Here is a 21494-nt window from a genome sequence, read left to right as displayed (position 1 = left end):
GATGTCTTTTGAGCAGCAAATCGGTTTAGTAATATTGCTCTCGGCGGTTCCGGGCTGAGATCATCACTGAGGTGGCAATCCCTCCAGCGATGCCTCCTGCTGCACTGGCAACACCCAAGGCACCCCCTCTAAAGCTGGCTGCGGCCTTAAACCCACCCAGGAAGATTGAACCGGACACAATCGGTGCAAGTAATCCATAGGTCAAAGGGAAGATATACCCACCTAAGTCCACTAGGGTGGGTCGTTGCAGCATCAGGGCCACTATCCCAATGCAGAAGATATTGGCAAACTCTGCTAGGGAGAACATCAGCAGGGCGAACAGGTTCAAATCAAATAGAAAATGTCGCTTGGTGGGCATTAGGGATATGGCGTAGGTAATGGGTGCTCCCACTGCCGTGAGATAGAATCCCATATTTAGAAACGAGGTCCAGGCCCATTGAATGGCTCGGAAGATCAGACGATAGGTTTCTTGGGCTCCATGTCTGGCTCCATCAGCGGCCAGTTCTCCTAATTTTTGAATGGGGATGACGAAGATATCCAAGTTCTCGGCTACGACTCCAGGAACCCCATCGACTCCATACTTTTTGAGATCTTTGACGATGGCAACGTTGGTGCCCACACAGCCTTTTTCACATTCTGCTGCCACTTGCGCTTGCAGACTTTGGATATAGGTGACCATGGACTGGATGCACTGAAGCTTTTTGTAGTACTGACGCTGTTCATCCGTCAGGGGCGTCTCGGGGTTGGTGGGTTCTTCTAGGGAAGGAATGGTGGTAATGGGGGTTTCAATCAGGTTGCATTGCTTGGCCCGAAAGGCGAGGCTCTCTCGATACTTCTCTGACAGATAGGCGTCTTTAATGGCACTGCGGAAGGTGGTGGCGAATTCTGTTTGAGCATAGGCTTCTCCCATAACCCCTAAGCGGGCCTGATTGACGAACAGCCCCACGGCATGGACCCCGGCAAACTGATTGGCGAGAAGGGCGAGGATGATGACGACGGGAAAGACACTTTTGATGGTGAATTCATTGCCTTTTCGCAAGCTGGTGCCGCTGAACATCATTCCTGACCCGTAATGGAGGAGGACGACGAATAGGGCAATCAGGGTCACCCAACGAACGACAGTGCTCACGGATCCAAAGGCAATTCTTCGGGTATCACCACTGATAACCGTGGAGCGGTCAAAGGTGGCGTTCCAGAGGTCATCCCAAAATGCGTCATGGGCAACGGACGGTTCTAGATCGCTAATCAGGTCTTCGGCAAAGTCGGCATGGGCATGGCTTGCCATATGCAGGACGATAAGGATGCCATAGATTAAGGCAATGATCAGTCTACGGTTGCGTTTGTCCTGAAAGATTCGGTTGAGGTTCCACCAAACCTGGGAAATGAAGCAGGTTACTGGTGTCGGCTGCGGCCAGGTGGCGATACATGTCCTTGCGCTTTTCATAGGAATATTGGTTGTTGAGGGTGGTGAAGATTTGACCTGACTGGCGGAGTTGAGCGGCATCTAGGTATTGGGAGACGGTCTGTTTGTCTACGAGGATGGATTGGGTAGTGACGATATTGCCCAAGGCTGAAGTGTTGCGGACCATTGATTCGTTGATGGCATTCAGTTGAAAGGCATTGCCCGCCAGAATGTTGGCAATCTCGGTGTTTTGCTTCGTCTCAAGTTTGTTGACGGCTTGGGTGGATTTAGCGCTTTGAGCTGAGGTGCCGTATTCACCAACAACGGTGCTGGCATAGATGCTCTGGTCTTTGACTTGGGTCGAGGCGAGGACGGATTCTAGCTCTCCTTGAGCAGCGGCAGCGGCAGCGTCTCTGGCATCAGCGGCGACTTGATCTTGGACTTTGAGGATTTCTTGGGCTTCAGGGGAGTAGATAAAGTCCCCGGTCTTTTGAATGGCGTTTTTATAGACGATGTTTTCGTTTAAGGCTTTGACCCGCCATTCATAGGGTTCTTTGGGTTCTAGCTCTAAGGCTCCGATTGAGCCAGCTGTGGCATAGGCGGGACCTTGATTCCCTTGACCGATGAGGATAGGGGTGGAGCGATTCGAGGCAGTGGTGGCTTTTTGGGGGTCAATGATGCCGTACTGTTCGAGGACGTTGAACACCCCATCGGTAATGCTGTTGGCATTCTTACCTCGGATGCCGTCATAGACTTTTTTGACGTTCTTATAGGTCTGTAAGCCTTTCTGGGCTTTACCGAGGATATCGAACAACTTCAAGGTACTGGAATGAATCGGTCTATAGTTGCTCGTACCCAAGAAGATGTCTTTGAGGAAGTTGGGTTTGGGGCTATCGTCAAAGGGATTATCCTGGGTGACACTGACATCCCCGGTGGTATTGGGAACACCCGATGGGAAGGTGGGGGCATTCGTCGGTAGGGTTATGTCATCAGAGAAAACCTGGGCTTGGGTAAGCTGAGGGCTAGAGAAGACAATGATTAGAGAAAACAGTACGGCTTGTTTACGGTTCATGGCTCAGGCTCCGATAAGGGAAAGGGGCAGGTTGAGTTTGTAAGCCCGTTTCAGCAGATGCCCAAATTTGATATAGCCCTGGAGGGGATTATCGGGATAGAGAGCCAGGATCCGGTCTCTGGCTGCGGTTTCTTCGGGTTGGGTGCAGACAAGAGCAATCATCAGGGCTGAGGTGTAGAACAGCAGCTCATAGTGTTGATTCCCTTTACGCAGATACCAGGAGGTGCAGAGTTCCGCCAGGTTGGGGGCATATTCGGCTCGGACATATTTGGAGAGGATTTCGGGCTTGAGGCGCAGATGCTTAGCGGCGTTCTCTACGGCGGTGGGATTGCAGTGTCCATAGAAGACGGCATCCAGGTTGCTGAGGATATCTCGGCCTCCCTCAGACTGGACAAGGGTGTTTTCCTCTGTGCCCGCGATGACAACGTTCTTGGCTTCTTTGCGGCCTCGGGTGCAGGTCTCAGCGAAGCGGATGGAGATGGAGCGGTACTTAAAGGTGGTGGAGATTTCATCGCCAAAGATGGCGGAGCGGGGATAACGAAAGGACTGGAGTTCCATCAAGTTAATCGCTGCCATGGAATAGATGACGCTCTCTTGGGGGTCTTGCAAGTCCGTCAGGCCAATGACAAGGGTTTGGAGGTCGAAGTTAAAGGTGTTAATGCCATTGATGGAGGCTCCGAGGTCCGTGGTGAGGACGGCTTCCAGTTCCGTGCGGATCATGGCGATGGCCTGCAGTTCTAAATCCTCACAGTCTTTATCCTGTTTGTATTGCTTTACCCACTGGGGAAAGTAATCTACGAAGTCTTGGAGGATAGGCATTCGTTTGGAGTCTTCTGAGCCGAAAGCAGCAGCTTTGGCAATGCGATAGCGCTGGTCAATGTCCGCTAAGGCCCGCCAGTCTTGATAGCTGAGGGCCAGGACAGATTTGATGGTTTTGTAGAGAGGATGGTCGAGGTCGTCACCGAGGACTAAGGCCCGCAGGAGACTGAGATGGTTTTGCTTGATTTTCTTGAGGAGTTGGACACTGAGGAGGTCACCTGCCCAGCTTGTATCGATTTCATCGAGTCCATTGATGATGTGGGATTTAACGTCGAAGTAGGCTGCGGAGACACCAATTCGTTGGAGCTGGATCATAAACGGCTGATAGGTACTCTTGCCGTTGCCGGGGGGCACATCAATGACGACGGTAAAGATGCGATGGATGATGTTCTCTAGGATCATCCGGTTCATCAATACGGACTTACCTACCCCCATAGGTCCAAAGATGGCAATCAGGTTCTTCTTCAGGGCTGTGTTGAGATGGACGGGAATGGCAACGCCTCTGGAGACAAAGGGGATGCCCTGCTGATCAATGGTCTGGGGATGGACGAGGGGCATCAGGGGAACCCCCTGATTGCATTGATATTCTTCTCGCCGCAGTTGGGGCTTGGAGAACAGGCTTTGCCAGTGGAAGGGATGACTGGAGATCCAGTGGGTCATGAGGTGATTGCTGACTTGCTCGGTCTTGCTGGTGGGCAAGCGGCGAATTAGGTCTTGGACAGCAGCGGTAAGGCTGGCTTTATCTTTGCGATAGACCCAGATACCGAGGCTGACTTTTAAGGGCCAGCGACCGGAGCTGAGTTCACGGGAGGCATCCACTAATTCATTCACATCGGCTTCTGCTTGGACGTTGCGGGTGCTGTGGAGCAGTTGAGCATCGATGGCTTTGCGGTTGCGTTCTTTGATGGCGGAGTTGACGAGCTTCAGGCGGGAGTCGGGTTCAATCTGGGTGATTTCTGAGATGAGGCGATAGCCATGAAATCCCTCTAGGGCTTGGAGGAGAAATTTCATATAGCCAATAGAGAGGAAGTTATCGATCTTGTTGTAGGTGCTGAGCTGATTGATTTTGACGAGGGCAGCCCATTGATTCTTGATGGGGTGATAGAGAGTGTAGAGGTAGGGGGTGGGTACGGCGGGTAACCCTCGTTCGGGGCTGAACAGTTCTCCGAGGATGTGATAGGGCAGAGGCTGATTCTCGCTGAAGGGAGAGAGGCCCGCTTCACTGTAGGTAATGGATTGGGGGCAGGGGTCAGCGGGTTCTGCATGGGTGTCTTCCCAGTCGATGGCCCACAGGTCTTCTTTGGTCATGGGCTGGGGTTTGACACCCATTTGAGTTAACGCTTTGGCGGTGGGAATATATCCGGCTTGATAGGCTCGGTCTAAGACTTTCTCCCAGGCTTGTTTGGAGCTAAAGCCTTCGGGTTGGGGGTTGAGATACTCTTGGAAGGTGCCGACTAGGGGCTGGGTATGGGCCAGGAGCTTATCTAAGCGGTCTTCTTTGACGGCATAGTCATCAGCGAGGCTGAGTCTGTATTTGGCATAGACCCGGATGACGGAATGGACGAGTTTACCGTCTGCGGCTAAATCAACGGCGACTTGGGCCTCACTTTTAATCAGCTTTTCACTCAGGGGGTCGAGGTCATGGTGGGTGACGAGATCATGTTGATGTAAAAGGACTTGATCTGCAGAGCCTTCCACGTCCCAGAAGAATTTGAGTTCGATGCCAGGGATTTTCTGGAGGGCCATGACGATGGCTTGAAGCCAGTCCATGGCTTCTTGTTCTGACAGGGTGGGGTCGATGCCTTGGAGGGTGAATCCGAAGATCACCATGGCTCGGTCCTGTTTATCTTGATGGACGAGGTAAAAACCAATGTCTTCACCGAGGAGCATTTCTCCATAGGCTCTCAGGTCAAATTCGGGTTCTATTTTCTTTAAGGTTTTCTGCTTAGTTTGTCTACGGAAAAGCTGACTGAGTTTGAAGGGTTCAGGTAGTTCAATCACCATCAGGGGGATTCCTGCTTTGACTTGATAGTTGGGACGGTCACTGTAGTACCGTCGCTGTTTGCTCATACGGGCGAAGATGCGGGAGTAGTCTTTTCCCAGGGCCAATACGGTGAGGACAAAGATGCCCAGCCATAGAAATGCGGCCATAAACCAGCCAATGGAGAATCCGAGGATAAAGCAGATACAGCCACTGGCGGCGAGGGTGATGATCTGCTGTCCACTCAGGAGTTGGAATTGGGTGGGGCCGATGTAGGGGTTGATTTTGCCGTAGCGCAGTTCTTTTTCAATCTGTTCGGTCTGGTTCATGACTCAACCTCCTAGTTCAGTACGGAGGTTGCGCCTTGGGGCTGATTCTGTCCACCGACGGGGATGGGAGCGGCGTTGCCGTTATTACTCAATTGCAGGTTAAAGACGGTCACCAAGGAGGCGATCACCATCATGGTGATGATCACGTTCAGGTATTGGGAGAGGACTTCAAACAGGGTGCGTTTGCTGTTGTGGGATTCTGCCCCAGCCATCACTAAACCGACAATGACAACGAGGAAGAAGACAATTATCAGGGCAATCATAAAGGCGCAAAGGGAGTAAGCGAGGACGCCACCCAGAAACCAGCCCAAGGAGGTATCCACGGCTCCGAGCATGGGGCCGATCAGGAAGAAACCGGAGTTACAAGCACTGGAGGGGGCATTGCCGACGTTTTGGGCTTTCACCATGGATGGGGTTAGGGCGATCATCCCGGAGAAGAAGAGATAGAGGCCCAGCTTGGTTTGGATGTTGAGCGTTTGGTAGAGGTGGAGGAAGAGGGCGGTGGACCAAACCATTGCCATAATCTCTAGCCCTGCGATCTGAGTGCCTGGGGGGAGGGGGAGGATAAAGGGGCAGAGGGTGAGAAGGATGCAGAGTAGGGGAGCTGACCAGGGTGGTCCATGTTTATGGGCATAGTGCCGTGCGGTTTGAAGGCATGGGGATAGCATGAGGATTCAATCTCCGAAAGGGGGATGGTTGAAACATAGGTAAGATGGCTTTAAAGGTGCAAGTTTGCTTTAACGGTGGGCTTTTCAGCGACTAACGCCACCGTGGCCGAGGAGGTCATTAAAGGTTTTCTCTGGTAGTCGAGACCAGCGCAAGGCTTTATCAATGGATACGCCACGTTTGAGATATCGAGCCATCGACTGAGCAAACCAGTAGTGGTCGTGATGGCGGTTGGCTTGTTTCCGACCCTTCGGGGTGTGTAGTCCTCTGATCAGGTAGTTGGCTAAGGCTTTGTTGTCCAATGTGGAGCGGTCGATGAGGGGCCGACCTGTGGTTGAGACTTTGGCTATTTGGAGGATGGGCTTGGGAGAAGATCTGAGTTTGATGACGGGTGGGGATTTCGGGTGAGTGAGGGTTAAGGGCGGTTTAACAGGCTGTGCTGTTTTGGGTGGATTTTGGGTGGTCCTGTTGGGGCGGATGAGTTGGGTTGGGATAGGTGCAACAGTTGGTTTGATGGAAACTTGCGATACTTCCCCGATCACTGCATCTTTGGAAACGGTTTGGCTGGGGACGAAGGCTGTTCTGATGTTGTCCGGTTCGTTGCCAGACCGCTTCACTAGGAGCGTAATGGTTTGTTCTCCCCCTGGCCCCATGACCCGAAGGAAAACACTAGCTTTCTTGGCTGTGCCGTTTGGGGTCCACTTGAGAAGGAGTTGCTGATGATCGTTACGAGACAGGCTTAAGGCCCGCAACTGTTGAGGGTTACTGGGAAAGGCTTTGATGACTCGGTAGCGGGTATCCGTGAAGTCTAATAGATGATCCACATCTGAGACTTCTAGCTTTTGAGTTTGTTTGAAGGCTTGATCTATGGGAATGGTGGCGGGATTGGCGAGGGCTGACACGGATGTGATCGCTAACAGCCCAAGTGACAATAATGTGGTTTTGAGCATTTTCTGTGTGACCGATGAGGTACACAGGAAGGGTAGGGAGAGTGGGCTATAGGAAACAAATCACTCGTGGATCCTTGCTTCATCAGCTTCATCCATCGAGAAAGTCAAAACTATCAAGTCTTGAACCTGTATACGTTTCTTACCTTTCTTACGCATTGCATTCAAGGCCACAATAATTTGATTTAATCGTTCCCCATTAATACGAGGCATCTCGCTCCTTCTCATATTGATTACAGCGTTTTCACTAATTCCTAATCTGGCTGCCAACTGAGGTACGGAAATCTTGTTTGCAGCCATGTGTTCTTTGAGTTTCCAGGTTATCAATTGCTTAACCACGATGTACCCATCGAATCATAAACTACACAACTTTTACTGCAATCTAATCAAATTAAATGATGTTAGATTGAAAAGAGTGTTTTTAATTGCTTTAAATTATATAGAATTGATCTAAAATCTATATAAACAAGTTAAACTTGGTATTAAATCAGATACCATTCGCGTATAACGAAAGGAAACTCTAAAGCTCTACTCACACAACAAATCAGCCCCCTAGTCCACCTTGAAACAAGATTAGAGAGCCTTAAACCTAGAAAGAGGTCACATATTTATGGTAGGCAGCACCGCATTAAACTTACAAATCCTGCCACCCTGCCTACATCACAGAGATACTCATCACACCACAAACATGTGAGCACAAGCAGGCATTGAACAGACTTTGAATTCCCTAACCGCGATCAATAATTGCTTCAGTAAATTTAATGAAATTCACCTCTTACTGGATGCCTTACCTCTAGCTAGCTCGAACTTATCAATTTCATCAAAAACTCTATTTACTAGGAGGTGAATGATTGATAATTTTGGTACATATGTACTATATTTAATGAGAATGATTTCTATCTAGCTACACAATTCTCAATCTCGTCTCTGGGCTGTAAACAAACAGAACAGGCACTTAAAACAAATGGTTATCGGGGGGTGACATGAAGTATCAACGATTTCTCCACTACAAAACCGTTTTAGGTAATAGGGTATTTCGATCTTCGCTACCTAGATTGCCGACGACACAAGATTGCTATTGCCCTCTAACCGCGATCAAACAACCAGAGGGTCCGAAACCTTAAACACCGATTGAGGCTAACTGCACCGTTAGCCTTTGATGAAAAAACCAAAGACCCTCTAACCGCGATCAAACAACCAGAGGGTCCGAAAACCTTAGACACAGATTACGGATCTGAAGGTTTAAACAATGGTATACACCAATGTTTTCAATTCGCAATCCCTGGAGACCGGACCGTTTAGCCGCAAAGTCCAGTACCCACAGATTGAACGCGCTCAGGCTGGTGACAGAAGGGCTGAAGACCGTTTTATACGAAAGAATCAGCGGCTAGTCTTCAAGGAAGCTAAACGATATCGCGGATTAGTTGACTGGGACGATTTAGTGAATGCTGGAACCCTAGGACTATCCATTGCTATTCAAAAATTTGATCTATCGAGGGGCTTTCAATTCAGTACCTACGCTGTTAAGCCTATCAGAACTGAAATCAGGCAGTTGATTTGTGAACAAAGAGGACTCAGTAGAGAAATTACGAAACACCTAAAAAAAATTGATGAAGCTGAACAAGACTTAGAGCTGGAGTTAGAACGAAAACCCACTCTAGATGAACTGGCTGAACGTACAGGATATTCACATCGAGTAATTACTAACGCCTGGAATAAAGCACGAGTAGTTGATACCTCTAGCCTCAATGTCTTGACTGGGACAGAGCAAGGGATTGAATGTCTTGATTTTGTTGAAGATTTTGAACAGCTAGATTCTTGGGATTTTGCCGAGAGTATCAACATGAAAGACTACATTGCTCAGCTCCCTGATCGCGAAAGTTTTATTGTCCGTGCAAGGAGAGACGGTCATAGCTATCGCGAGATTGGGACAATGCTCAAGCTTTCTGGCGAAAGAATTAGGCAGCTTTATCAAAAGGCTCTTGAATATCTCAAGCACCTTATCACTTATGGATCTTGCCTAGTTCGATTCCCACAACCTGACAAGACCCAGCTAATTCATCCCGAAGGAATCGAGAAGCCTACTGTAAAAAGGGTTGACGCCTCACGGCTGGGCGGGAAAATCGGCAGAGCTATTCAAAAGATTTTCAAACAAACCAATAAGGAGAGTCATATTCATGAACCTGGAGAACTGACCAATGCTCAGAAACACATTCTGGTTTGTCGTCGGCGTAGCAGTCGCGGGGCTGCTAATGTCGCGGGGCATCGACTTACCTCAGAGAATCAGCGATGCCATCAACTGGAGAGAACTCAAGACGATTGGCGAGGACATCTGGGATTCAGCCCAGTAATTCTCAATATAATCTTGCTGCCATTAGCACTTGTATCTCAGTCTATTAGAGGATTACAGGACAATGATAGACCGAGCGAAAGGAGGTCAATAATGTCGTCCATTACTTCAGGTGTATCTAAAGTCATTGAGGGTGGATATAGGAAAGAACACCCTCGGCCACCAAATTAATTCCCAGATACCAATTTAGATTTTCTCTGATCAAGCAACAAATTTCTTCATTCTCATTCGAGGAACTGACCCATGTTTCCCTCATAAAATCATGCTGCTCAAGATTCTGAAACCCTTGATGATCTTTTGTTTTAAAGCCTTTGCGTATTGAGGGCTGAAGCGTAGTATGGTTCACTAAGAATCTTTGTATTTTTCCCCAGGAGGTGACGATGGCCTAAAAAAAAGGAATCCCGGCTACTGAAATAGCCAGGGCTCCAGGAAAAAACCAAATATTTTTTCGAGATTGCGGGATCTAACAACAGTTTTGGAAGACAGGCGTTAGTGACCCACGGGGTGTGTTCTAATTCTAGAGCAGCCGACTTTTTGCTGCAAGAATTTTGTAATTGAACTTTACCTACCACACCTCTCTATCTCGCTACTGATAAACGATAGAGGGATTTTCCATGCTTTCTATATTTTTATTCACCGAGCCGCTAATGGTTCGGGAATCGACTCATATACCCATGCATCATCAAGGAGGCCATCAATGACCTCCACACCATCACTCACTCTGAACTCACCTCATCTAGGCTTTGGTACACCTACCCGATTTACTTCAAAGCTGATTCCTTTCAAAAGACAAAATCATTGCCCCATCTGCGGCTCTAATGATGGAAGATGCAGCAAAGGTGGCGATATCATCCTTTGCCTCACCGAAACCTATGATGTCGGTATCATCAACGGCTATAAGTTCAGAAAGCTTTCGAAAGATAGTAACTGGGGGATCTGGGCACCTCACACAGGTGATGACAACTACAACTCTATTAATTGGCAGGCCCGCAAGGCCATCCGTGATCAACAAGCTAAGGAAGAACGGCGTCAACGGATTGCCAAGGAGTTGCCCGTAGGCCAACGCGATCACCTGTATCGACAACTCCTCTGTGATCTATCCCTCTGCTCAATGGATCGAGGAGACATGGACCGACGAGGCATGTCCTCAAACGAAATCAGCGGCTTTGGGGCTGTTTCTGTTGGTCAATTTCAGCGAGTTAAAGACCTCTCCCCGGATCTGCCCGGTGTCCTTCCCGGTGGCATCCTCAATTCACAGGGGGGCTATCTCTGGCCTCTCTATAATGTCCACGATCAAATCGTGGCCTTGCAATTGCGGAAGCGCAATGTTCATGAAGACAACCGCTACATCTGGTTGTCCAGTTCTACCCGCCGCAATCCCAACGGCAATGGTCCTCATGTTAACGGCGAAATTCCTTTAGCCGTCTACAAGTCATTTGGCCCCTACTCTCGAATTGCCCTCGTGGAAGGCACGGGGGTCAAACCCTATCTCCTCTCTCAACGATTGCAGCTCCCCACGATTGGGGCAGCGGGGGGACTCTGGGCCTCATCCCCTGAAACACTGCGGGAAACCCTGACCGTCTTATCAAAAGGTGCTGAACAGACCCCGATTATCACCCTTTATCCTGATGCGGGTGCCGTGCGAAACCTCAACGTCTTTCGTCAGTATCAGCGAGTCATTCGCTTACTAGAAGAGTGGGGCTATGCCGTGGAAGTAGCCTGGTGGGGGCAAACCTACAAGGAAAATGCCTGTGATATCGATGAACTCACCCCCGTGGAATTGGCTCAGATTGGGTTCAAGCCCACTTGGTTCTTTAATAGCTTAGGTCTGGAATATGAACTGGGTCAACTCTTTCTCAAGCTCAATGGCTTATCGGATCAAGCCACAGCGGTGATCAACAAACGCTACATCGAACTCTCGGATCTAGGCACCATTGATCCGGGGTCCGTCGTCGCCATCGCCTCTATGTGTGGCACGGGCAAAACGGAGATGCTGAAGTCACTGGTGGGCCAGGTCAAAGGCCAGGTGATTATGCCGGGGTATCGGAACAACCTGCTATTCAATACCGAGGACCGCTTTACTTCCAAGGATGCCAACGGCAATACCCTCTATAACCTGATTCACTTATTCCGACTCAATAAGGAATACCAAGGCAATATCAGCATGGGCTTTCGCTCTGAGCGGTCTATATTGCTATGTTTCGATAGCCTACTCAAGATTGAACTTGATGATATTGAACCCGATAGCTGCATCATCCTCGATGAAGCCGATGCTGCTTTATTCCATGTTCTCAGTGGTCAGACCTTGGGGGATCGGCAAAATCAAATCTTGGAGCATTTTCATGCGATCGCAAACCGAGTCTTAGAAACCCGAGGCAATATCATTCTCTTGGAAGATTCCCTGTCTCAAATCCCCATTGACTATATCAAGGGGATTACAGGTGGGAAGTACAACACCAAGATTGTCGTCAATGAGTTTAAGCCCGATGATAACTTTCCCACGAAGGTTTTCTCAGGGCAGACCTCTCAGTTTCTAGAGAGAATCCTAAATGCTGTGGCTAACGATGAGCGGTTTATTGTCGTCGCCACCTCTCAGGAATTCCTTGAGAAGTTGGAGCGGATGATCTCTGATGTGAATCCGGAGTTTGCCAAGGGTATTTTGCGCCATGACAGGAAGACATCGGAGCGGCCAGAAAACAAATTCTTTCAGGCTAATCCCACTGAGTTTGTCAAAGACTATCAGCCCACGGCATTGTTCTTGAGTCCCACCGCAGAAAGTGGGGTCAGTATTGATGAACCCCGATTGATTCCCTATTTCAGCAGAGTGTTCTGTTATGCCTCCTCCAATCATGCTCGGAGTGTCTATCAGCAGCTCTGGAGATACAGAGCAAAAGTCACTCGTGAAATCTATGTGACGAGGAAGGCCCATATCCCGGATATTCCTTCGATTAAGTCCGTGGAACAGGTCATTATGTTGCAGTCGAAGTATGGGCAAGACGTTGCTGCTTCCATTGATCTAGAACAGCAGCTCATTCATGACCAATCCCCGGAAACGGCTCAGCAGTTAGCAGCACTGAAGGCATATCAGCAGAATCCCAACAACTGTCATAACGTCAGCTTTGCTCGATATCAGACCCGCTCGATTGCATCCCTGTTAGCTCTCAGAGAGTCCTTGATGTTGTTGCTGAGAGATCATGGACATCCCATTGAGATGGAGGAACTGAGAGATCGCAATGCCGATATCGTCGAGTCCTTCAGTAAAGTGCGGAAGCAGATGGAGGTGGAAACGGCGGTGATGCTGGGGACGGCTGACGGGGAGCGGTTCACGGTGGAGCAGGCCATCCGAGTGATGGGGAGTTCTTCTGCCACCTATAAAGATACGTTGGATGCCAAGAAGGTCTTATTACAGGATGAGTTGCCCGGTGTTGAATTGACGGATGAGTTTATTCATCAAGTCTGTGTGGAGCATCGAGGACGGCTCAAGAGTGCCACTAAGTTGCATTGGATGTCTTATCACCCTGAAGTTGCTGAGGAATTAGACCGGAGAAACTTTATGAAACAGCTCAATAGCCAGTTCGTGTTGACTCATCGGTTAACCAATAATCGAATTCAGGTACAGTTACTTCGTGACCTGGGGGTATTTGATTTAGTGGATACCTACAATGTCACTAGCGCTGATTATGAAGCCTACGATAAAGCGTTGGAGAAGGGGCGCCAGGTGCAACGGCAGCGACAGTCTTTGAGGTTAGAGGTCAAGGGTCTATCTGGGCAGATTAGGGAAATTGTTCAGGAGCAGAAGGCCATCCAAGCTAAGTTGACGGCTTTGGGAAGAAAGGCCCATCCCAGGAAGGCAACCCTGAAGGGGGAGCTGGAGCAGTTAGAGCAGCAGAAACAGGGGCTGAAGGACCAGAAGCTGGGATTGGTGGAGCGAATTGAGCAGCAGTCTCAGGCGTTTACCCAGGCCCGATATGAGCAGGTCGAGGCCCGGATGCGGATGGAGATTCTGGTGATGAATGAGGCTGATCAGCGACTTGAAGATATCAAGGTAAAAGCGTTGGAATATCGCTATCAGATTTATCGACATTTCCGTAATGTCATCAGTGAGGGTCAGAGTGCCGTTGCCATTGTTAATAAGCTGATCAAGCGGGTGGCCCATGAGTTGGTGAAGGTCGGTAGTGAGGAATCTGTGAGTCTCTATGTGATTCGCTATTCAGGTAATGAAGCGTACAAAGACCAGATGTTGAAGGCATTTCAGTCGAAGTGGAATCAACGATTGGAGAAAAATAGACCAAGTTGTGAAATCTGTAAGAAAGAGACTGATCTAATTACAGAAATGGAAAAGCGAACTGAAATTGATGAGTATGGTGGTGGAAATGATCAGGAAATCGGTCAGTGGGAGGGGAGTGATGATGGATTTTCTGGGGGATCTGAGTTGAAATTGGGGTGCGATTGACCTCGAAATATATTTCCGTTCCTAAAATTGGGTTATTAAGCAAAGTCTCTAGGGAGTTCCCAGAGAGACTAGACTCAGTAGATCGCAAACATCATCAAATTGCAGGTAAATAAATCTCACTCATGGGCGGGAACAGTCTTTCACCGCCCTGAGAAATAAACTCCAAAAGGGTTTTGAGTGGAAATAAGTCTTGATAGACTCGTCTCCCCGACGAGTAGCACTGAGACCAGCTTAGAAGCGTAATAAATCCACAGTTCACCCAGAGAAATTACCTATTTTATGGCAATTTCCCAGGATTTTGGGACTGAAGGATATCAGGTTGGGGATCTATATACGCTTCCAAAGTGATTTAGAGTTCTGTTGTTTGAACAAAACTCCATTCAGAGTGAGTTATCCAGTCAAAGGTTTATTCAGTGTTTTACTCAGTCTAAATCACTCTACTAGTAGTGAATTAAAATATGAACTCTAACTCTTCACCTTCTTCCGGTCTTATGTAGGAAACTGAATCTACAATTTCACCAGCAGGATCGACAAGTTCAACTGTGTCACATGAATTATTAAGTGATAAATCGCGACCGTCACGTAGAATATTTTTCCGTTCTCTTGGAAAAAGAGTATCAAGTTCATCTAACTTCAATGTGTTGCCATCTTTATCTCTCAATATCCAGTTAACGAGGTTGATAGCCTCTGTCCCAGTATTTACCAGTGTAACGCTCTCATTCGTATCATCCCGTCCAGAAGGATTTGGAAGTAAACTAGCGATATGAGGACCTTTCAAGATATTAGGTTGAAAGGGTTGAAAATCTCCATCTAAATCAATTATGGCTTGCACAGGAAAATGATCTGAAGCTCCTGTTGGGTCATTATCACAAAATGAACTTCCCTTAAAAAGAATCTCAGACTGATTTGACCATTTTTTTGCATCACCACTTAAAAATATAAAATCTAGCAAACCATCAAAACATTCATTACATTGGGTCCCTGTTGATGGACAAGTGTTAGATGATAAGCAAGTTTGACGAGCCCAACTAAAAACTGGTTCTTCAAAGAAGATCTCAAAGGCAGGATTACCATCCATGGCACTTATATCGAAATCAAAGTTGTAATCGCCAACTGCCACTACAGGTAAAGTTTGTCTTCCTGCCCAATCTCTAAATTTTCGAGCTTGTTCTTGCCGCTTCCGTGCACTTCCACGATTGAAATGATTAACTGCAAACAAAAATTTTGTATTGTCTGAAATCACCTCAAATTCTTCAACCAATGGCTTTCTATCTCCACCAATACCCGTTAGCTCCATAGGACTAGAGTTAAGCTTATTTAGTTTTGATTTATCGTAAATGATTTGAAGTCTATCAGAACCACCCGAAGTGCCTAGAATACTTTCAAAATTTGAGTCTCCTGCAGCTTGCAAAAATGTATCTGCAGCAGATTGATTTTCTACTTCAGATAAGCCCCATAAATCTACATCAGGAATAGCTTGCATATCCCTAGCAACCATATTGGGATCAGTATCATTGCCAGATTCCACATTAAAAGTGACTACCTTTAGTTCTTCTGCCAAAGCACATCCATCTGCAAAAACAAAATCACTAAACACCAAACATAGTGAGAGAGAAAATAATAAAACTACATGGATTAGTCGGTGAAAAACCCTCATTTTTTACCTCAATATTGTTACAAAAAGAGTCATTATATATTTCCTTAATCTATTTACAGAGTGATTAAGATTTTCTGAAGTAACTATTTCTAGAGATCCTCCTTTCAAGATGCTGAAGTAGAATAGGTAATCAATAGCATGAAAAAAAGTATTATGATTTATCAACTCACTTCACTTGATGGATATACTTTGCTATACAGCGTAAATGAATAAAGTCGAGCTAAAGACGTTTTCAATCTACTGATGATGGGTAGTTTTAGCCCTAGGGGCTAAGGTTACCCATTACTGTTGGTTTGATGGGTGTGGATATGACTGAAAATTTAATAGTTGACTGTCAAATTTCTGTGCAAGTTTAGATGTGGTCATCAAAGGGATGTTGTCATTTAGGCGTCCAACAATTAGCATTGCACCTAAATTATTTCTTCGAAAAGCAACCATTTCAGAAAATAAGGAGACATTTCTCGCTTTTGCAATCACTGCCATACCAGTGGAAACTTGACCAATCTTTTGCGATAAGGAAGGGGCAACTCTTTGCTCAACAATATTTACTGAACCCAAATAATAATTACTCTTTTTAATACCTGTCACAAACTTTTCTAAAGCACTCGGCTGCTCTAACCCTAGATCAAACATCTGAACAGCATTCTCATTATTTAGCGGGGTAACAAACCCAATGATGAGGGTCCATTGATTCAGATTCATGTAAGTGACTAAATCTCTGATCTGGATTTCGTTACTACCAAAGTGGTCACTAATGGTTGAAGATATGGCACCACGGATAAGTGAACTGATTGGGGTGGGGACTTCTCGAAATCCTGGAGGTAAATCTGATGCGACTAACTTTGGCGGACGAAGACTACCTGCTGTATTGGGGATTGCTACAGCAGATTGCGGAGTAAAACACTTCAGTATGTATAAGTCAATAATTCCAGGTATTATTCCTATAATCAAACTAAAAATTATTAGATTGGTAATTTTGGTAGTTTTATTCATTGGAAAAAATAGTCGTCTCTGTTGTCTAAATGAGTGAGAGATCGGAACTGCGTTACGAAATATCAACCTCTGAAAAATTGAAATTGCTCAAGTCAATAAAAACACTTTATAAGTAGGTTAAATCTTTTAAGCTAAGTTTGATATTAGCTTTAAGAAATTTCTTTAATTCAAAGGGTGTGTTACTGATTGCTTGGGAGGTGAAACGCCGAGTCTATCACCGGCTTCCTTGCCTATGGTAAGTTCAAATTAATAGCAGCGTATGCTCTTGTTTCTGAATGCACAATCCGATATCTAGGCATTTTAAGAAGGTCGTTCTCAGTCTACTCATCATCAATTTGATGGTATCCTGCTTTATTTTTAAGGCTGGAAACACTGAGCCATATAATGAGCAGCGGATTAGAGGAGCTATCGTTAAGGTTTATTCAGTTCGCAATAAGCCAGACTACCAGAAGCCTTGGGAAACAGTCATTAAACGCAGTACTGGTTCTGGTTTTATCATCGCAGACAACAAAATTCTGACAAATGCCCATGTTGTTGCCGATCAAACCTTTGTTGAAGTTCGACGTCACGGTCAAGCCAAGCGTTATAGGGCTCAAGTTGTCAGTGTTGCTCATGAAGTTGATCTAGCAATCTTATCGGTTAAGAATAATGCTTTTTTTTCAGGTGTAACACCCTTAGAATTTGCTGATCTGCCTGAGATTCGGCAAGAGGTTGCTGTCTATGGTTTTCCCACAGGTGGAAACGCTTTGAGTACTACAAGAGGCATTGTTTCACGTATAGAACATCAGTTTTATACTCATAGCAGCGAGTACTTTCTAGCCGCGCAAATTGATGCTGCAATTAACTCAGGCAATAGTGGAGGACCTGTTCTGGATGGCAATGGCCAAATTGTTGGTGTAGCGATGCAAGCAAGGAAAAGTGCTGACAATATTGGATATATGGTACCTGTACCCGTCATAAGACATTTTCTTCAAGACCTTGAGGACAAGACCTTCAACGGTTTCCCAGGGTTAGGACTCGTTTATCAAAAGATGGAAAACCCTGGCATGAAACGTAGCTATGGAATATCCGAGAACTTAACTGGGATACTAGTTAGACATATTCTTTCAGAATCCCCTGCTGAAGGATTCATTCGTGCCGGAGATGTCATACACGCAATTGATGGACATGCTATTGCTGATGATGGCACAGTCGTATTTCGACAAGGAGATCGAACAAATTTTAACTACTATATAGATATTCATCAAGTGGGTGAGACAGTCAGTATTGAATTTTTTCGAAATTCCAAGCTGAAGACAGTAATGCTCACTCTAAATAAACAAAAAAAAGATTTCCGACTAGTACCACTTGAGCAATACAATGAGCTACCAAGATATTTTATATTTGGTGGAATTGTGTTTTCTCCATTAACTAAAAATCTCATTAAATCATGGGGAATTAACTGGTCAAAAACAGCACCCAAAGAGCTTTTGATAGAGCTATCAAATTGGCCCTCTAGAGAGAAAATAGAAATCGTTGTTGCAACCCGAGTTCTTGGCTCTGAGGTGAATCGAGGCTACCATGGTATTGCGGGTTGGATTGTTAAGGAAGTTAATGGAAAAAAATTTAAAGATTTTAGCGAATTTTGTCAACTCGTTACAACTTCAAATTCTCCTTTTGTTGCCTTTAAAGGTGCACGTAATTTTCAAATTGTTATAGACAAAAAGGAGGCTGAAGAAAGCCTTGATGAAATCCTGAAAAATTATCGAATTGGAGCAGCTTATTCTGAAGATTTAAAAATCCTTTCAGCTGTTGGAGAGCCGAATAGTTAGTAGGGATTGTATAAGGAGTATTCCCTTATTTAGAACTAATTTTTTACAATATTATCGAGGGTTAGAACGTGTCCTCAATCAAGTACTTGGATAGTACTTGATTGAATTGGTGAACTAGGAGTTCCATTAAGATTCATTAGTAGTTTAGATTCAAAAAAATAGATAAATTCCTATAAAATCAGAATAAGATTCTGAATATACCAAAACTACTTGTTATTGGCGCAAGAATATTTCGAAGATTATCACCAACCTTTGTCAGGCCAGACCGACCAACTACCACCACATCATTGTTCCGAAGGGCAGGATTGTTCTCCTCGTTCAGTGGCTGTTCTAAGTCAATCTTAATTTCTCTTTGAGTCACGGTTCCATCTGGATTTAAGCGAATGAGTTTTACTTTGCTTTTATTCGCTCTGCGATCATCAAACCCCCCTGCAGCTAACATGGCAGTATTAAGAGGGGTATTGGGTTGAATCTTGATTATTCCGGGCCGTTTGACCTCACCAACGACATTGACGTCAATAGTGGCGGGGGCAAAGCTTATTGTGGATAACTCAGTCAATTCGGCAGCAGATAAACCAACCGCTTTGGGAACAACGATGGTATCCCCAGCCTGCAAGGCGATATCCTGTGATAAGTCTCCTGCCTTGAGTAGTTCCCACAAATTAACGATTATCTCTTGAGGATTGCCATTGTGAGGGCGCCGGATAACTTTCACTTGGCGAATATCCGCTTCAGGTTTAATCCCTCCAGCTGTTTGTATGGCTTGAGTGACAGTGGGAAGTTCAGTGGAAGCGGCTTTAGCATTACCCAATGTGCCTGCTTCTTGGACATCTGCACTACCTGGACGGATGGTATGAGGACCAGGTCGGTAAACCTCTCCAATAATAGCGATGTTGATGGGTTCAGACCGATCTGAAGAAAAACTGGCATTACGTATGAGTAATGCGTTGGAGAAATCAACGGTTGTAGTGGTCGGAATTATTACCGTATCTTTATCACGCAGTTGCAGATTTTGACTTAAATCTCCTTCTTGAAGCAGTTGTAATAAATTAACACTGATGAATTGTTCTTTCCCATTCTCCTGTGGACGACGAACCTTAATTTGGCTGATATCAGCGGACTGGGATGCACCACCAGCAAGCTGGATCAGTTGGGTGACGGTAGGAATTTGGGTAGGAGATTCAACGGGATATGTACCAGGGTGCCGAACTTCTCCAGAAATAGCTAACGTGACCACTCGGGCATCCACCAAAACTATGGTAATAAAAGGACGCCTATAGAATCGGATATATCGTTTAGCTATCTCTCGTTCAGCTATACCGATTGAGCGACCTTTGACTAACACACGACCAATTAGAGGAAGGCTCACCGTACCATCGACTAATACCCGGTAATTAGTGGTGAATAGATTGGGTTGTCCAAACATAGTGAGCTGTATTTCATCTCCAGGTCCCAAGATATAGGCCTGTTGATTGATTAAAGTATCACCAGCTTGGGTATTAGGATTTTGAGCGATAGAGTTAGATCTGATCGAAGAGTTTAACTTTTCTTTCGGTGAAATCTCAGCCATTGCAAGGCTTGGAGACATCGTAGAAAGGATCGTAATGAATGCAATGGTCTGGAGAGAGCGAATCATCGTAGACACCCCAGCAGTAGATCCACTTGGAAATAATATTAAGTATAAAACTATTGCTTATACATGAATATGACGTTTTGATTAGGATTTAAACTCAACCATACCATTCTTAAAATGAGTGAGGTGTTTTAAGGATATCAAGAGCGATTGAAATTGACCATCAACATCGACTAAAGCATTATTGCTATATCAAAAATTTCAGTTTTCTTTCTCTTAATTAGTCGATGCTTCTATTATTAAGGATAATTTGAGTACTGTTTGTCAATTAGTTAATGTATGAATCTAGTGAAAATATAAAATTACTCTAATGCCAGGTTTACAGAATATTCTTCTAGAATTCTATAACTATTTCGGTGAACTACCATTTATTGGAGTCACTCTCATACTCGTTGGTTTAGTTAGTTTTCGAGCTATTCCGAGGTCAACTGATTTGGCAACAAGCTCGGCTGCTGGCTTGGTAGGTTTAATATGGGGCAACTCTCAACGAACCCTCGTTATTAATTCAACAACTAATCTCCCAGAGTTAGGGATCATGCTTGTGTCATTATTTGGGCTAGGTCGACTAGGAGGGATTGCAACACCTCTTGGATCAAATTTATCTAACGTTTACTTAATCTTTATTGTTTCACCTATAGTTTTAATTTGTAAATGGATTTTGATTAAAAATCCAAATCATATCAAGAACTTGATGTTATTAGCAAAGCTAGAAAAGCAATTAATTCTCTGGCATGTATTTATGTCACTATTAATGTTCTTTTTTGCTAGTTTTACCTACTTAATCTTAACAGGAAATGTTCAATTTATTCAACATTCAGGAGCGAATACCGAATTAGATATAATGAGTTTAGTAATTGCCATAATAGTTAGTTTATGTGGTGTTATTGTTTTTTTGATATTTGAGTCAAAACTAAAAAAACGTCGACCAGAGCTATTTGAAGATATCGATGATACCAACTTTGAGGCAAGCTGGTCTCGCTTTTTTCTTGGCGTAATTATGTTGTGTTTATCTTGTTATATCTTGAATGACTTATTTGCAGTTTGGACCGAACTATTTCAGAACCATTTCGTAGAATTTAGCTTGTTCCCCACAATCCATTACTTTATTGGTAGCTTAATCTCTTCTTTACCAGAGATGTCAGTAGCAGTAGGTAATTATGAGCGACTTAGTAGCCCAGACTTGAATACTGCCCTGGGGTCTGCCAGCCAGTCATGTATGACCAATTTGCTGATTGCTGGTTTAGGTAGTGTTATCGCTTTGGTGCTCTCAATGAATGGACTGCTTCGAAGAATTTAACAAGTAATGGGTAATATGTGTGGCTGGTTGGCTGAAAAAAATGTTAAATCGTTCCCAGTAATAGCGTGTAGTGATTGCTGACCT

The 21494-nt window shown here is 45.4% G+C and carries 13 protein-coding genes; 4 read left to right on the top strand and 9 right to left on the bottom strand.

What is annotated here, in order from left to right; translation table 11 throughout:
- Positions 1 to 25: 25 nt before the first annotated feature.
- The 6 genes from AM1_RS36435 to AM1_RS36410 form a co-directional block, all read right to left on the bottom strand.
- Complete coding sequence (locus AM1_RS36435; RefSeq protein WP_238549401.1) at positions 26 to 1444, bottom strand: hypothetical protein; 1419 nt, start codon at positions 1442 to 1444, stop codon at positions 26 to 28.
- Positions 1329 to 2474: a hypothetical protein gene (locus AM1_RS36430; protein WP_041661512.1), complete on the bottom strand. Its 1146-nt coding sequence runs from the start codon at positions 2472 to 2474 to the stop codon at positions 1329 to 1331. The genes AM1_RS36435 and AM1_RS36430 overlap by 116 nt, the downstream gene beginning before the upstream one ends.
- 3 nt (positions 2475 to 2477) lie before the next feature.
- Positions 2478 to 5603 (bottom strand): ATP-binding protein, encoded by a 3126-nt coding sequence (locus tag AM1_RS36425; RefSeq protein WP_012168308.1) that lies wholly within the window; start codon positions 5601 to 5603, stop codon positions 2478 to 2480.
- Positions 5604 to 5614: 11 nt separating this feature from the next.
- Positions 5615 to 6271, bottom strand: coding sequence for a hypothetical protein (locus AM1_RS36420; protein ID WP_012168307.1), 657 nt, complete (start codon positions 6269 to 6271; stop codon positions 5615 to 5617).
- 84 nt (positions 6272 to 6355) lie between these two features.
- Positions 6356 to 7219 (bottom strand): hypothetical protein, encoded by an 864-nt coding sequence (locus AM1_RS36415; RefSeq protein ID WP_012168306.1) that lies wholly within the window; start codon positions 7217 to 7219, stop codon positions 6356 to 6358.
- A 60-nt stretch (positions 7220 to 7279) separates the two neighbouring features.
- The gene (locus AM1_RS36410; protein ID WP_012168305.1) at positions 7280 to 7555 is read right to left on the bottom strand and encodes a helix-turn-helix domain-containing protein; all 276 of its coding nucleotides are present in this window, start codon (positions 7553 to 7555) and stop codon (positions 7280 to 7282) included.
- A 910-nt stretch (positions 7556 to 8465) separates the two neighbouring features.
- Between AM1_RS36410 and AM1_RS36405 the strand changes: the two genes are divergently transcribed.
- Positions 8466 to 9737, top strand: a complete 1272-nt coding sequence (locus AM1_RS36405) for a sigma-70 family RNA polymerase sigma factor (RefSeq protein ID WP_012168303.1) — start codon at positions 8466 to 8468, stop codon at positions 9735 to 9737.
- Between the two features lie 526 nt (positions 9738 to 10263).
- On the top strand, positions 10264 to 14019 hold the full coding sequence (locus AM1_RS36400; RefSeq protein ID WP_041661511.1) for a plasmid replication protein, CyRepA1 family: 3756 nt from the start codon (positions 10264 to 10266) through the stop codon (positions 14017 to 14019).
- Between the two features lie 451 nt (positions 14020 to 14470).
- Here AM1_RS36400 and AM1_RS36395 read toward each other — a convergent pair whose 3' ends face one another.
- The gene (locus AM1_RS36395; protein ID WP_187153006.1) at positions 14471 to 15616 is read right to left on the bottom strand and encodes a lamin tail domain-containing protein; all 1146 of its coding nucleotides are present in this window, start codon (positions 15614 to 15616) and stop codon (positions 14471 to 14473) included.
- Positions 15617 to 15958: 342 nt separating this feature from the next.
- Positions 15959 to 16669 (bottom strand): hypothetical protein, encoded by a 711-nt coding sequence (locus AM1_RS36390; RefSeq protein ID WP_012168297.1) that lies wholly within the window; start codon positions 16667 to 16669, stop codon positions 15959 to 15961.
- A 338-nt stretch (positions 16670 to 17007) separates the two neighbouring features.
- On the opposite strand from AM1_RS36390, the gene AM1_RS36385 reads away from it, so the two are divergent.
- On the top strand, positions 17008 to 18480 hold the full coding sequence (locus tag AM1_RS36385; RefSeq protein WP_012166589.1) for a S1C family serine protease: 1473 nt from the start codon (positions 17008 to 17010) through the stop codon (positions 18478 to 18480).
- Between the two features lie 178 nt (positions 18481 to 18658).
- Here AM1_RS36385 and AM1_RS36380 read toward each other — a convergent pair whose 3' ends face one another.
- Complete coding sequence (locus AM1_RS36380) at positions 18659 to 20116, bottom strand: polysaccharide biosynthesis/export family protein (protein WP_012166590.1); 1458 nt, start codon at positions 20114 to 20116, stop codon at positions 18659 to 18661.
- 307 nt (positions 20117 to 20423) lie between these two features.
- Here AM1_RS36380 and AM1_RS36375 point away from each other — a divergent pair, with 307 nt between their 5' ends.
- Positions 20424 to 21410 carry a hypothetical protein gene (locus tag AM1_RS36375; RefSeq protein ID WP_012168294.1) on the top strand — a complete coding sequence of 329 codons (987 nt, stop codon included), beginning with the start codon at positions 20424 to 20426 and terminating at the stop codon, positions 21408 to 21410.
- The last annotated feature ends 84 nt before the right edge of the window (positions 21411 to 21494 follow it).

The organism is Acaryochloris marina MBIC11017 (assembly GCF_000018105.1).
GTDB classification, from domain to species: Bacteria; Cyanobacteriota; Cyanobacteriia; order Thermosynechococcales; family Thermosynechococcaceae; genus Acaryochloris; species Acaryochloris marina.
This window is presented reverse-complemented; position numbering and strand designations above follow the sequence as displayed.